Below are 13,370 nucleotides of genomic sequence, written 5' to 3'. Positions count from 1 at the left end.
GCCCCCGGCCGGGCGCAGCCCGCAGCCCGGTGTCAGGCTGGAACGGCAAACGTAAACGTGGTGCCCCGCCCCACTTCGCTGTACAGCGAAACCTGGCCGCCGTGCGCCTCCACAATGGCTTTGCTGATGGACAGTCCCAGCCCGACGCCGGGAATGGCCGAGTTGCGGACGGCCTGGGAGCGGAAGAACTTGGTGAAAACCTCTTCCTGATCCTCTTTGCTCATTCCCATGCCGGTATCGCTGACACTGCATACAACGGTCCCGTCGTCGGAGCGCAGCGAGACTGTCACCTCACCGCCGTCGGGGGAGTACTTGATGGCGTTGGAGACCAGGTTGTCGAGGACCTGGGAGACACGGGCGGCGTCCACGTGGGCCTCCAACCGGTCAGGGGCATCGGCCCGCAGCTTGATCCCGGATTCCGTGGCGCGGGGTAGGGCAGCGGTGATGCTGGCGCGCACCAGTTCTGCGACGTCCACGGCGTGCGGAGTGACGACAAGTTGTCCGTTCCTGCTCGACAGGAGATCGGAAACGAGGGTCAGGAGCCGTTCGGAGTTCCGGCGGATGATCTCCAGGAACCCCCGCTTGTCGTCCCTCAGAGCCTCGTCATCGAGCATCAGCTCCACGTAGCCGAGGATGGATGTCAGCGGTGTCCGGAATTCGTGGGAGACATTGGCGACGAATTCGTCCTTGGCTGCAAGGGCCTTGACCAGATCCGTGACGTCGCTGAAAACAATGACAGAGCCCGCGAAGTTGCCGTCCTGGTCGATCATCGGCCTGGCGCTCGTGCTCACGGCGCGCTGCTCGTCGCCGGCGCCCAGCCAGACGAGGTAGTCGGTGAACTCCTCGCCCAGTATGGCCCTGCGGACAGGGCGCTGCTCGACGGGAACCAGGGTGGTCCTGTCACGGTCGAAGACGAGCAGCTGGGACTCGTTCGGGTCGTCGTTGCCTGGCGGCGAAGCCAGGAGGTGATGGGCCCGCTGCTTCCGGTTCATCAGGATGTCGTTGCCTTCTGCATCCACTGCAAGGACACCAAGGTGTACCGTATCGAGCACGGTGTTCAGCAGCCGCTCTTGGCGCTTGCTCACGCCCAGCACGCCGCGGAGCTGGATGTCCTTCTCCTCCACATCGCGTTGCTGCCGCATCATGCTCAGGGTCAAGACGGTGACGGAAACGCCGATTCCCAGTGACATGACGGGGAGCAGGAGCGAACGGGCAAGGTCCGGGCCTGTCATGTCTCCCCTGATGAGAAGCGGAACCCAGATGATGCCGAGGGGACCGAGAAATGACAGGGCCACGGCGGTCCTGGGAAACACTCCGGATGCGCAAAGCCAAATGACCGGGAAGACGGCCATCAGGCTGATGCCGGCCAGACTGTCTTGGCCCCCCTCCCTTCCCAGCGCGATCGAGACCAGGTCCAGAAACGGAATCACCAGGAAGCTGGGGTAGGGCAGCCGGTCCCACGGGATGGCAAAGCAAAGAATCAGAATGGCGGCCTGGGAGAAAAGGAAACTGAGGAAGAGCGGATTCAGCAGTGTTCCCGGGAAGTAAGCCAGAATAAGCAACGCCGTCAGAGCCACCGTCACAGAAAGCGGCAGCTGGCTCAGTGCCACCCGGCCCCGCATGGAATACTCGTGAAAGGGCCGGCTGAACAGCAGAAACTTGCCCGATGGCTCGTTCCAAGCCTTTCTGCTCATGGGCCCGGCTCGGTGAGGGCGCGGCGGAAGTAGTCCATACGAGCAGGATATCGGTCGAGGGCTATACTTCAGACGGGATGTAGCGGGCTGAGGGGACTGCAATGGGCGATACACGCGTGGGTTTGGTTATTGAAGACGACCACGATATTCGAGAGCTGGTTCGGGTTGTACTGACGCAGGCGGGCTTTGAGGTCACGGCCGCCTCAAGCGGAGCCGAAGGTGTTTTGGCTGCAAAAAACCTGGACCCCGCCGTCATAACCCTGGACCTTGGCTTGCCGGACATCGATGGGTTCGAAGTGGCGCGGCAGATCCGGCAGTTCTCTGACGCCTATATCGTGATGCTCACCGCCAGGGCGGAGGAGCTCGACACCCTGATCGGCCTGGAATCCGGGGCCGACGACTACCTCACCAAGCCCTTCCGGCCCAGGGAACTGCGTGCCCGTGTGGCCGCCATGATGCGGCGCCCGCGTTCGACGCCGGAACTCGCCGACGATGCAGGCGCACCTGCCGCTGCGGCCGATGATTCCAGAAGCTACCGCCACAACGGACTCGATCTGAGCTACGAATCCCGGACGGTCGCGGTGGACGGCCAGGAGCTGAGCCTCACCCGCACCGAATTCGATTTGCTGCACGCCCTCCTGGAAGCAAACCGTATGGTGCGTACCAAGTCCGATCTGGTGCGCCGGTTGCGCGACGAGCCGTACGACGTCGGAAGCTACATCAGCGAAGCTGATGAGCGGTCCGTCGAAGTCCACATGGGAAACCTCCGCAAAAAGCTGGGTGATTCGGCGCAGAATCCGCGCTGGCTCCAGACCGTCCGCGGCGTCGGCTACCGGCTGGCACCCGAACAGGACTGACGCGTCAGCTTTGGAGGAATCTCTCGAGATGTTCCTCCAAGGCCTGCCGGTCCTTCAGCTCACACTCCCAAACGGTGAGCACATCCCAACCCGCGCTTGCGAGCTGCTGGCGCTGGTCGGCGTCGCGGTTTCTGGTTTTGGTCCGTTTGGCTTGCCAGAACTCAGCGTTGGCCTTCGGCGCGTGCTGGCCAACCCGGCAGTCGTGGAAGTGCCAGAAGCATCCGTTGATGAAGATGACCTTGCGTCGGCTGGCGAAAACCAGGTCCGGATTTCCCGGCAGCTTGGTGCCTCCGGAAGTCCCGTGGAGGCGGTAGCGGTAGCCCTTTGCATGCAGGAGGCCGCGCACCAGCAATTCAGGTTTTGTGTTCTTACCCCTGATCCGGGACATGTTCCAGCTGCGCTGTTCAGGTGTCAGCCGGTCTACCATGGTTCCAGTCTAGGCAGCTCTGTGTGGGCCGGGTGTGGCGCCGGGCGCGCTGCCGTCAGGCGTTGAAGTCCGGTGGTGAACCGAATTCAAAGTGCCTTCCGCTGACGGAACCCGGTTCGATCTCGACGTAGAAATCCTTCAGTGTGGGGACCCACGACTCCAGGCCCAGTTCCTCGGCCTCGGAAATTTCCGCGGACTGGCTCAGCACCCGCGCAGTACCGCGCAACACGACTGACCACGCCTGGTCGGAGAGGATGCCGTCGGTCTCGAAGAGGACGCGGTCGTTGATGGTGAGCTCTGCCAACTTGTTGCCCGGCGCCGTCCGGAAATAGAGCTTCCGGCGGCTGGTCACGTAATTGACGGGGAAAATGTCCGGCTCGCCGGCCACTGTAACAACCAGCCTGCCGTGCCTTGCGCCCTCCAGCAGCTGCCAGCATTGCTCGTCGTCGAGGATAAGGATGGGGTCGCCGTCAGGGTGGTTGAACATCATGGCTCCATTCTTCTACGCAGTGTAGAAAAAGGATAGGGGTGTGCGCCCATTTTCCCAGCACCCAGCCTTGGTTCGCCAGAGCCGTGCGCTGGGGTGGTTGTTAGACCAGTGGTTGAGCCACGCAGTTCCCTTCTTTTCCAGGTCCCGGAATGGTAGAACGAGATGGCTGCCAGGGTGTGGATAACTTTGAGTCGGGAAGTGTGGCCTCAGTTACCCTTTAACCACTGCTCGGACACAGACGTCCGAAACCTATCCGGGGGGATTAGCTGCGCATGACTTCTCGTTCATCCATTTCCGGGCGCGTGCGCCTTACTGCTATTTCCTTTGCCGCCGTCGCCGCTCTGGTTCTCAGTGGTTGCAGCAACGGCGAGGATCCTCAGGGCAGCCCCAGCGCCGGACCAACAACTTCGTCTTCTCAGGCAGCCATTGCTACGCCGAGTGCCACAGCGACTCCGAAACCGACACCTGTCTATAAACCGGCCGACGCAAAGGGCCGGGCGCAAAATGTACCCGTGCCGGTGAAGCCGGCGTTGGCGGACAAGAACTCGAAAGAAGGGCTGGAGGCCTTCGCGAAGTATTGGTTCCAAACGCTCTCGTACGCTTATGAGACGGGTGATAGTCGCCTTATGGAGGCTGCCAGCGGACCCAACTGTCGATTCTGTAACGGGCTTCGGGACAACGTGAAAAACGCATGGCAAGGGAAGAATTGGATAGTTGGCGGCAAAATCCAGACGCCGTCAGTAAGTGGAAAATTGAAAGCCGGTGGAGGGCCACAACAAGCAACCATCCAGGTCATTCAGCAGGAAATTTCCATATATAAGGCCGCGGGAGTTTTGTCTCAAAAGGCCACCAAGGCGTCGAACACTGGAAGTCTTGCGCTTGCTTCCTTTGATTCGACCGGCTGGATAATGACCGACCTCGGCCTCATTCGCTAGACGATGAAAAGGGTCGGTTTAGCAGTTACCTCACTGGTTTTTGCTGGGTTGGCTACGATCTACGCAGCGGTCGGAGCTACTGCTAATGGCTCAACCGCCGTCATCGGATTCGAAGATACCGGTATTGACGTTGGAGCTTCGATTTGGGTGCTCGATAAGACCACGGGTGAGATGCTTCCAGCACCGGCAGGCTATGTAAGTGACGACCCAAACCAATACAACGCGTTTCCGCAGTGCCAGGTAGATGACGGGAACCTAGACATCACTTGCTTGGCCGGGCAACGTCCCTGCCCTCCCAGAGCTGATGGCAAGCCCGGAATTCCTGTGGTGTGGAAGGTCGCGCCCAGATCGATTGAGAATCCTACGTGGACGGACTGGCAAGGTAATGGTGGCGGGCCCACCTGCTTGTACGACAGAAACCCGGAAGACTTGCTGCCCCGAATCGCGGCCCTAATTCAGCGAGAGTTCGACCGACTGCCAATCATTCCTGGAAGGCTGACGGCCCAGCCTAGTCCTCACACTCTCCGTGGCGCAGAAACAAACTTTTATGCAGATGCCGCTATTCAGGAATTTGACATCACGATCCTCGCACAGAGGATTCACATCATCGCCACGCCAGTCCAGTACCGCTGGGATTACGGGGACGGCAGCTCGCTCGGCCCGACGACCACGTTGGGCGGGCCCCTGCCACAGGAGCGCTGGGGCGAGAAGACCCGCACCAGTCACGCATACGCTGCAACGGGAGATTTCAGTGTCGTGCTGACCACTTACTTCCAGGGCACTTACTCGGTCAATGGCGGCCCGGCACTTCCCATACCGAACCAGGGCCAACTCAGCTCGCCCCCTCAGGCAGTGAGTGTCTGGCGATCGGTCACCAGGAATTATGCCGACGACTGCATTACCAACCCCCGCGGCCAAGGCTGCCCAACGCGATAACCCAAGGGCGCGTGCCTTGCTGAATCCGACACAAACGGTGTGACCCTCAGCGCATCCGGAATAGTTGCACACGCGCGCCAGTTACAGGTGGTGAACCCAATGCATTCTGAAAGGAACTCCGCATGCTGTTTTCCCCGCTGACCCTTGGCGAGCTCGAACTTCCGAACCGCCTTGTCATGGCACCCCTGACGCGTGTCCGAACCGGCAAGGAAGGCGTACCCGGCCCCCTCGTGGTGGAGCATTACCGCCAGCGTGCTTCCCTCGGCCTGATCGTCAGCGAAGGAACCTACCCTAGCCCCGCCGGCCGCTCCTACCCGGGGCAGCCCGGGCTTGTAACACCCGAACAGATCGCCGGCTGGAAGAAGGTCACCGACGCCGTTCATTCTGAAGGTGGTCGGATTTTTGCGCAGATCATGCACGGTGGCCGTGTCTCCCACGAGGACATCAACGGCGGCCACCGGGTTGTGGCCCCCAGCGCGATCGCCGTCGACGGTGAGACGCGCACCTACAAGGGCAAGCAGCCGCACCCCGTGCCGCACGAACTCTCCACCGACGAACTTCCCATCGTCCGCGAGGAAATCGTAACGGCGTCGCGCAACGCCATTGAGGCGGGGTTCGACGGCGTCGAGCTGCACTCCGCCAACGGTTACCTTCTCCACGAGTTCCTCGCGCCGAACACCAACGTCCGCACGGACAGCTACGGAGGCTCTCCCGAGAACCGCGCCCGCTTCGTGATCGAGACGGTGAACGCCGTCGTGGAAGCGCTGGGCGCCAACCGGGTCGGCATCCGGATCTCGCCTGAACACAACGTCCAGGGCATCGAAGAGATCGACGCCGAGGATGTGCGGGCCACCTACGAGGTGCTGGTCAACTCCATTGCTCCGCTGGACCTCGCCTACCTGAGCATCCTGCACGCTGATCCCACCGGGGACTTGGTCCAGGATCTGCGGACCCGCTTCAACGGTACGTTCCTGGTCAACACGGGCTTCGGCGTCATTACCACTCGCGATGAAGCTGTTTCCCTGGTGGCTGACGGCCATGCGGACGCGGTCGTGGTCGGCCGGCCGGCTATCGCCAATCCTGACCTCGTCCGCCGCTGGCGCGAGGGACTGCCGCTGAATGAGCCCGATTCGAGCACATTCTACGGGGAAGGGGCCAAGGGCTACACGGACTACCCGGCGTACCAGCCGGCCTAGTCTGCTGCTGTGCCCTGAAAGGCCCAGTCGCCACTCTGCGGCCCGAGGCAGTCGTCACACTCTCGGCCAGAAGCACCGCCCGGACTCCGGGCGGTGCTTCTGGTTCTGGCGCTGTCGCTCACCCCCGCAAATGCTCCCGGCACTCCCGCAGGAGCGACGCCCGTAAGACGCCCCTAAGACGAGCAGCCAAGCGGAATCCCAGGGTCACATGCATCCCGATGCTGTGCACGCCTATAGGATTTGAGCATGCAAAAAGCGTCCAGCGGCCTCCGCGCCGGCAGTCGACAGTCCGGCGAGAGCTCCCAACGCTCTGCCGGCCGGGGCGTCAACCGACAGGTTCTCGCTGACCACGTGTACGAGGAACTCCTTGCCGCCCTCATGGACGGCCGGCTGGAGCCAGGCGCCGCCGTCAGCATCGACGGGACCGCCCGTGATCTCGACGTCTCGCCCACTCCCGTCCGTGAGGCCCTTGCCCGGCTGGAGCACACCGGGATGGTGCGGAGGGTGGCGCTGAAGGGCTACCGCGTTGCCCCGGTCTTCACCCGCGAGGATTTCGCGGAGCTCATGGAGGCCCGGCTGGCCATCGAGCCCGTCAACGCCCGTCTTGCCTGCGCCCGGCTCAATCCCGAACGCCTCGCGGCACTTGAGGAGACGGTCGATGCCCTGAAATCCGCGCCCCGCGGACCATCCTTTGCCGAGTACAAGGATTACCTGGAAGCGGACGAGCACTTCCACCAGCTCATCGCGCAGCAGACCGGAAACCAGTTCATGGAAGCGGCCTACGGCGCCCTTGGCGGGCAGGTCCAGCGGTTCCGGCTTTTTGGCGGCGTAGGAATTACCGACGCCGAATATGCCATTGCCGAGCACCAGGCAGTTCTGGATGCTCTCTCCACCGGGGATCCGGCACAGGCCGAGGCCGCGATGGCCGACCACATCAAGAAGGTCCGGGCACGCGCCATCGCCGACGCACCCGAGGATTAGGGTTCAAGGAATTAAGCCAGGGGGAGTAGCGCCTGCCGTGACTGAAGTAAGTAGCAGTACAGGCCCTTCCCAGCGCTCAGAACGGCCTTTGCTGCTACTTAGTTGGGCGGGGGCACCATCGGTAGGGCCGGCCGCCAGAAGGACGCACCCGAAACGCCTGCGGATAAGAACCAGCCTTTCCTTAGTAACGCCCTTCACAGCACGCACTACATCCCTATAGGATCTTTGATCAAGCGTGGAACTATAAAAAGACCTTGACAGCGCCAGCCGGAATAGTAGATCCTATAGGAAACAGGATTCACGAAGGAGTGCACCACATGGCTTATACAGCTGAGAACTGGCCCATCACCGCAGCCCTGCTGCAGTTCCCCGGCGTAGATGCCCAGGGAACCCCCATGAACGACGCCGACGCCTCCGCCTGGGCCGAGGTCTTCACCGAGGTCAAGGAAGCCGGCTTCGCCGACGTCGACCTGACCGACAGCTGGGTCCGCCCCGGCGACCTCAGCAAGGAGCGCCTTGCTGAGTTCAAGCAGACCGCGCAGAGCGTTGGCGTCGGCCTGCCCGTTATTTCCGCGATCCGCCGCAGCGTGATTGAAGAAGGCAACTGGGAAGCAAACCTCGAGTACAGCCACCGCACCATCGACGCCGCCGCCGAGCTGGGCTGCGAGGTTGTCTCCTTCGGCCTGCACCAGGCAATCACCCCGGAGCAGCAGAAGCAGCTGTGGTTCTGGACCCTTGAGGGCCACAAGGACCCGGCGGGGGACAAGGAAGCCTGGACCAACGCCGTCACGCGGCTCCGCGAGCTCGGCCGCCATGCCGCAGAGGTGGGCGTCCTGCTCTCCCTCGAAATGTACGAAGACACCTTCCTGGGCACCGCCGATTCTTCGGTGCAGCTGGTCCAGGACATCGGGCTGTCCAACGTCGGCCTGAACCCGGACATCGGAAACCTGATCCGCCTGCACCGCCCCATCGAGGACTGGCGCGAACTGGTGGCCAAGACCCTGCCGTACTCCAACTACTGGCACGTGAAGAACTACATCCGCGACGAGGACGTGGCCCGCGACATGTACGTTGCCATGCCGGCCCCGATGGAAAGCGGCCTCATCAACTACCGGGAGGCCTTCAAGGTGGCCATCGCCAACGGCTTCCAGGGCATCATCTGCACCGAGCACTACGGGGGAGACGGGCTCTCCGTCACCGCCAGCAACCAGGAATACCTGCGCCGCCACGTGCTCCCGAAGAAGGACGGCTACGCGCTCGGCAAGAGCCTGGTGGCACAGGGCCGGCAGCAGCCCGCCGTCGAACTCGCTTCATCCTGAAGCCAGCGGAAGTTCAGTTCCCACCGGGACTGAACTTCCGACGGCGGCAGCGGGCAGCGCCCCGACAGCCGCCTTTCAGGCGCCCTCCGGCACATAAAACCGGCGGGAACCCCGGAACTGAACATCCCAACCCGGATTCAATGAGGAACCATGACCCAGATCTTCGACAATCCCGCTGACTTTGCGGATGAGGCACTGGACGGCTTTGTCGCTGCCAACCGCGGCTACGTCGCCCGTGTTGACGGCGGCGTCGTCCGGTCCACCGAGATGACACCCGGCCAGGTGGCACTCGTGATCGGCGGCGGCTCCGGACACTACCCGGCCTTTGCCGGGCTCGTGGGACCGGGCCTGGCAGCGGGCTCGGCATGCGGCAACATGTTCGCGTCGCCGGCCGCCGGCCAGGTGTACCGCGTGGCCAAGGCCGCCAACGCCGGCGGCGGCGTGCTGCTCAGCTACGGCAACTACGCCGGCGACGTCCTGCATTTCGGCCAGGCCCAGCTGCGCCTCAACGCCGAAGGCATTGAGACCCGCACCGTTCTCGTCACGGACGACATCGCCAGCGCCCCGCTGGACCAGATCGAAAAGCGCCGCGGCATCGCCGGCGACCTCACCGTCTTCAAGGTGGCCGGTGCGGCCGCTGAAGCGGGCCTGAACCTGGATGAGGTGGAACGTCTCGCCATCAAGACCAACTACCGGACCCGGTCGCTGGGCGTGGCCTTCGACGGCTGCACCCTGCCGGGCGCGAGCGAGCCCCTCTTCCACGTTCCGGCTGGCCAGATGTCGCTGGGCCTTGGGATCCACGGCGAACCCGGCATCTCCGAACACCCCATGCCGACGGCTTCCGAGCTGGCCGAGCTGCTGGTGTCCCGGCTTTTGGAGGACAAGCCTGAGGACGCCGGGGACCGTGTGGTCGCCATCGTCAACGGGCTGGGCACCGTCAAGTACGACGAGCTCTTTCTGCTCTTCGGCAAGGTCGAAAAGCTGCTCACCAAGGCCGGACTGACGGTGGTGGAGCCTGAGTGCGGCGAACTCGTCACCAGCCTGGACATGTCCGGGCTCTCCCTGACCCTGCTGTGGCTGGACGACGAGATCGAGCAGTACTGGGCAGCTCCGGCGGACACGCCGGCGTTCCGCAAAGGAAACCTCGCACCGCGTACCCGGCGTGAACTCGCCGGTACCGAGGACACAGTGGCCGAAGAAGCCGAGAGCGCCACCGCTGCGTCCGCTGACCTGGGCCGCCTGGCAGCCGCCGTCCTCGCGCAGGTGCGGGACGTCGTCGTCGAACATGAAGAGGAACTGGGCAATTTGGACGCCATCGCCGGCGACGGCGATCACGGCATCGGCATGCGCCGCGGGGTGGATGCGGCCTCGGCCGCCGGTGGGCAGAATGCTGCCGCCGGTGCTTCGGTGGAGCGCGTGCTCACCGCTGCCGGCGAAGCCTGGAGCGAACGCGCCGGCGGAACGTCCGGTGCGCTGTGGGGATCGGCAGTCATCGCGGCCGGACTGGTTCTCGGCAACCGCGAGTCCTACCGGCCCGAGGACGCCGTCGCCGCCGTGGAGGCCTTCACCAACGCCATCACCGAACTCGGCAAAGCCGAACCGGGGGACAAGACGATGGTGGACGCCCTCCTCCCGTTCCGGGATGCCTTCCGGAAAGAGCACGACGGCGGTGCCTCCCTCGGCGGCGCCCTTGCCGCCGCCGCCTCCGCGGCAACGGAAGCAGCCCGCCAGACCGCGGACCTGCGCCCGCTGAAGGGCCGTGCCCGTCCGCTGGCTGAAAAGAGCCTCGGCCACCCCGATCCTGGAGCGGTCTCCTTCGGGCTCATCACCGAGCGGGTCGCCCGCTTTATCCAATCTGAACCGGCCACCTCTGGCCTGGCCTCATCCGACATGGCCGCATCGGCCGGAAATGGAGCACAAGCATGACAACACCTGCAGGCTGGCGCATTGTCATCGGCAACGATGAGGCCGGCGTTGAGTACAAGGAAGCCCTGAAGGCGCTGCTTGAGGCTGACGACCGCGTCGCCTCCGTCGAGGACATTGGCGTCGCGGCCAACGACTCCACCGCGTACCCGCACCTGGCCGTGGCAGCCGCCCGCAAGGTGGCTGAAGGCGAAGCGGACCGCGCGCTCCTCATCTGCGGCACGGGCCTGGGCGTGGCCATCGCGGCCAACAAGGTCCCCGGCATCCGCGCCGTCACCGCCCATGACAGCTACTCGGTGGAGCGCTCCGTGCTGAGCAACAACGCCCAGGTCCTCACCATGGGACAGCGCGTGATCGGCCTGGAACTCGCCAAGAAGCTCGTCGGCGAATGGCTGAACCACCGCTTCGACGAGAACTCGTCCTCGGCGGCCAAGGTGGACGCCATCTGCTCCTACGAACCCGACTACACGAAGGCTGACTGACCATGACCGAGACACCCACCAGCCCCCGCAAGTACGCCGTCGTCGGATCCGGTTACATGGGCGGCGGCATCGCCCAGGTTTTGGCCCTCGGCGGGGCGCGCGTCGCCCTCGCCGACGTGTCCGCGGAGGTGGCGCAAAAGAACTACGAACGTCTCCTCACGGAATCCGACCAGTTCGTGGCAGACGGACTGTTCCCCGAAGGCTCCACGGAAATCCTGAAGCAGAACCTCTGGGCCGCGAAGGACATCGAGGAGGCCGTGGCGGACGCCGACTTCATCGAGGAAGCCGTCCCCGAAGTCATCGCGATCAAGCACGAGACCCTGGCCCGCATCAGCGCGGCCGCCCGCCCGGACGCGATCATCGGCTCCAACACCTCCACGATCTCCATTGCGGAGCTGTCCGAGCCGGTCGCCAACCCGGAGCGTTTCCTTGGCGTCCACTTCTCCAACCCCTCGCCGTTCATCCCGGGCGTGGAGATCATTCCCCACGCCGGAACTTCGGCTGAGACCGTTGGCGCAGTACGCGACCTCGTGCACGGCGCCAACAAGCAGACCGCTGTGGTCAAGGACGTCACCGGCTTCGTGCTCAACCGCCTGCAGTATGCGCTTTTCCACGAGGCTGCGCAGCTGGTGGAGCAGGGCATCGCAACCGCGGAGGACGTGGACACCCTGGTCCGCACCACCTTTGGTTTCCGGCTGCCGTTCTTTGGGCCCTTCGCCATCGCCGACATGGCCGGCCTGGACGTCTACAACTTCTGCTACAAGTCCCTGCAGACCGATTTCCCGGAGCGCTTCGCCACGCCGAAGATCCTCACCGACCTCGTGGAGGCCGGAAAGCTCGGCACCAAGACCGGCGCAGGCTTCCTCAACGTCCCCGCCGAGCGCACGCCCGAGCTGATCGCCTACCGCAACAAGGCCTATGTTGCGATGCAGAAACTGATCGAGGACCTCGGCCCTGCGCCAATCAACTGAACGCCATTCAAGTGAATGTTGATCAACTGACGCGGTCTAAGCGCCTCGACTAATCCCGCTAGACGTTCCGTCAGCCAACAAGGACGGTCACTGGCCGGCAGCTATGCCGGTCGGTGGCCGTTTCCCGTGCCCTTTTCGGGCATTGCCAACTCTTGCTGTCCGTGCACCGGTCCCGGACGTGCGCGCCAGCTCCGCTACAAACTCAGGAGGACATCCATGAGCACCTTCCCGTCAGAACGAACCGTTATCGTCACCGGAGCCGTCTCCGAACGCGGCATCGGCCGTGCCACGGCAAATTACCTCGCAGAGCTGGGCTGGAACATTGGCATCATCGATTTGGACGACGCCCTGTCCCAGGCAACTGCCAAGGAAATCGCCGGCAAGTACGGTGTGAAGGCCCACGGCGTCGGAGCCAACGTAGCCGACGAAGCATCCGTCCGCGCGGCCGTCGATTCCATCGAGGCGGAGCTGCCCGAGATCGTTGCCCTCGCAAACGTGGCCGGCGTCAGCTCGCCCGTCCCGTACCTCGAACTCGAGGCAGCGGAATGGGATCGCGTCCTGAACATCAACCTCAACGGCGTCCACTACGCTACGCGCCGCGTCGCCGAGTCCATGGTGAAGAACCGCATCGGCCGCATCGTGAACATCTCCTCCGTTTCCGCCCAGCGTGGCGGCGGGACGTTCTCCAAGACCCCCTACTCGGTAGCCAAGGCAGGCGTCATCGGCCTGACCCGCTCCACCGCCCGAGAGCTGGGGGAGTACGACATCACCGTCAACGCCATCTCGCCCGGCCCCATTGACACCGACATCATGGGCGGAACGCTCAGCCAGGAACGAAAGGACGAACTCACCCAGGACCTTGTGGTCAACCGCGTCGGAACCCCGCGCGACATCGCAGCAGCCATCGCCTTCCTCATCAGCGAGGACGCCGGATACATCTCCGGCCAGACGCTGAATGTTGATGGCGGCCTCTACATGCACTAGGCCTCTCATTCACCCGGCCTGTTTTGCGGGCCATTCATGCACTCGGAAGGATCACCATGACCTCGTGGACCAGGGAACGCAAGATCTACCTCGCCGTCGGCGTCCTCGCCAGCCTGGCGGGCGTTCTGCTCATCGCGTTCTCGCTCTAAGCACCACATGTTCTAAGCACCACCTG

At 63.7% G+C, this 13,370-nt stretch carries 12 protein-coding genes; 9 read left to right on the top strand and 3 right to left on the bottom strand.

The genetic code is table 11. The features are described from left to right. Positions 1–32: 32 nt before the first annotated feature. Positions 33–1,694, bottom strand: coding sequence for a sensor histidine kinase (locus ACIP9X_RS13530; RefSeq protein ID WP_400480262.1), 1,662 nt, complete (start codon positions 1,692–1,694; stop codon positions 33–35). Between the two features lie 101 nt (positions 1,695–1,795). Here ACIP9X_RS13530 and ACIP9X_RS13525 point away from each other — a divergent pair, with 101 nt between their 5' ends. Further along, complete coding sequence (locus ACIP9X_RS13525; protein WP_400480261.1) at positions 1,796–2,551, top strand: response regulator transcription factor; 756 nt, start codon at positions 1,796–1,798, stop codon at positions 2,549–2,551. Positions 2,552–2,555: 4 nt separating this feature from the next. On the opposite strand, the gene ACIP9X_RS13520 is transcribed toward ACIP9X_RS13525, so the two are convergent. Both ACIP9X_RS13520 and ACIP9X_RS13515 read right to left on the bottom strand, forming a co-directional pair. Continuing rightward, entirely contained in the window at positions 2,556–2,978 is a 423-nt protein-coding gene (locus tag ACIP9X_RS13520) for a very short patch repair endonuclease (protein ID WP_400480260.1), read from the bottom strand. Between the two features lie 55 nt (positions 2,979–3,033). Further along, positions 3,034–3,468, bottom strand: a complete 435-nt coding sequence (locus tag ACIP9X_RS13515; protein ID WP_400480259.1) for a pyridoxamine 5'-phosphate oxidase family protein — start codon at positions 3,466–3,468, stop codon at positions 3,034–3,036. A 272-nt stretch (positions 3,469–3,740) separates the two neighbouring features. Between ACIP9X_RS13515 and ACIP9X_RS13510 the strand changes: the two genes are divergently transcribed. From ACIP9X_RS13510 to ACIP9X_RS13475, 8 genes are all read left to right on the top strand, one after another. Continuing rightward, a complete protein-coding gene (locus tag ACIP9X_RS13510) occupies positions 3,741–4,403 on the top strand; it encodes a DUF6318 family protein (protein WP_400480258.1) in 663 nt (220 codons plus the stop codon). Between the two features lie 1,058 nt (positions 4,404–5,461). Further along, a complete protein-coding gene (locus ACIP9X_RS13505) occupies positions 5,462–6,535 on the top strand; it encodes an alkene reductase (RefSeq protein WP_400480257.1) in 1,074 nt (357 codons plus the stop codon). Between the two features lie 246 nt (positions 6,536–6,781). Further along, entirely contained in the window at positions 6,782–7,516 is a 735-nt protein-coding gene (locus ACIP9X_RS13500) for a GntR family transcriptional regulator (protein ID WP_400480256.1), read from the top strand. Between the two features lie 317 nt (positions 7,517–7,833). Further along, positions 7,834–8,835 (top strand): sugar phosphate isomerase/epimerase family protein, encoded by a 1,002-nt coding sequence (locus ACIP9X_RS13495; RefSeq protein ID WP_400480255.1) that lies wholly within the window; start codon positions 7,834–7,836, stop codon positions 8,833–8,835. A 150-nt stretch (positions 8,836–8,985) separates the two neighbouring features. Next, positions 8,986–10,761 (top strand): dihydroxyacetone kinase subunit DhaL, encoded by a 1,776-nt coding sequence (gene dhaL, locus ACIP9X_RS13490; RefSeq protein ID WP_400480254.1) that lies wholly within the window; start codon positions 8,986–8,988, stop codon positions 10,759–10,761. Beyond that, a complete protein-coding gene (locus ACIP9X_RS13485) occupies positions 10,758–11,240 on the top strand; it encodes a ribose-5-phosphate isomerase (protein WP_400480253.1) in 483 nt (160 codons plus the stop codon). Before dhaL ends, ACIP9X_RS13485 begins: the two co-directional genes overlap by 4 nt. A gap of 2 nt (positions 11,241–11,242) precedes the next feature. Then, on the top strand, positions 11,243–12,211 hold the full coding sequence (locus ACIP9X_RS13480; RefSeq protein WP_400480252.1) for a 3-hydroxyacyl-CoA dehydrogenase family protein: 969 nt from the start codon (positions 11,243–11,245) through the stop codon (positions 12,209–12,211). Between the two features lie 216 nt (positions 12,212–12,427). Next, on the top strand, positions 12,428–13,195 hold the full coding sequence (locus ACIP9X_RS13475; RefSeq protein ID WP_400480251.1) for an SDR family NAD(P)-dependent oxidoreductase: 768 nt from the start codon (positions 12,428–12,430) through the stop codon (positions 13,193–13,195). Positions 13,196–13,370 lie beyond the last annotated feature (175 nt).

The sequence above is a fragment of the Arthrobacter sp. NPDC093125 genome (assembly GCF_044754225.1).
Lineage (GTDB): Bacteria > Actinomycetota > Actinomycetes > Actinomycetales > Micrococcaceae > Arthrobacter.
The sequence above is the reverse complement of the archived record's forward strand: the minus strand, read 5'-3'. Positions and strand labels throughout refer to the sequence as shown.

Excerpts from the sequence above, each read along its gene's own strand:
- ACIP9X_RS13530 (WP_400480262.1), bottom strand. The coding sequence starts at position 1,694 with ATGAGCAGAAAGGCTTGGAACGAGCCATCGGGCAAGTTTCTGCTGTTC.
- ACIP9X_RS13525 (WP_400480261.1), top strand. The coding sequence starts at position 1,796 with ATGGGCGATACACGCGTGGGTTTGGTTATTGAAGACGACCACGATATT.
- ACIP9X_RS13520 (WP_400480260.1), bottom strand. The coding sequence starts at position 2,978 with ATGGTAGACCGGCTGACACCTGAACAGCGCAGCTGGAACATGTCCCGG.
- ACIP9X_RS13515 (WP_400480259.1), bottom strand. The coding sequence starts at position 3,468 with ATGATGTTCAACCACCCTGACGGCGACCCCATCCTTATCCTCGACGAC.
- ACIP9X_RS13510 (WP_400480258.1), top strand. The coding sequence starts at position 3,741 with ATGACTTCTCGTTCATCCATTTCCGGGCGCGTGCGCCTTACTGCTATT.
- ACIP9X_RS13505 (WP_400480257.1), top strand. The coding sequence starts at position 5,462 with ATGCTGTTTTCCCCGCTGACCCTTGGCGAGCTCGAACTTCCGAACCGC.
- ACIP9X_RS13500 (WP_400480256.1), top strand. The coding sequence starts at position 6,782 with ATGCAAAAAGCGTCCAGCGGCCTCCGCGCCGGCAGTCGACAGTCCGGC.
- ACIP9X_RS13495 (WP_400480255.1), top strand. The coding sequence starts at position 7,834 with ATGGCTTATACAGCTGAGAACTGGCCCATCACCGCAGCCCTGCTGCAG.
- dhaL (WP_400480254.1), top strand. The coding sequence starts at position 8,986 with ATGACCCAGATCTTCGACAATCCCGCTGACTTTGCGGATGAGGCACTG.
- ACIP9X_RS13485 (WP_400480253.1), top strand. The coding sequence starts at position 10,758 with ATGACAACACCTGCAGGCTGGCGCATTGTCATCGGCAACGATGAGGCC.
- ACIP9X_RS13480 (WP_400480252.1), top strand. The coding sequence starts at position 11,243 with ATGACCGAGACACCCACCAGCCCCCGCAAGTACGCCGTCGTCGGATCC.
- ACIP9X_RS13475 (WP_400480251.1), top strand. The coding sequence starts at position 12,428 with ATGAGCACCTTCCCGTCAGAACGAACCGTTATCGTCACCGGAGCCGTC.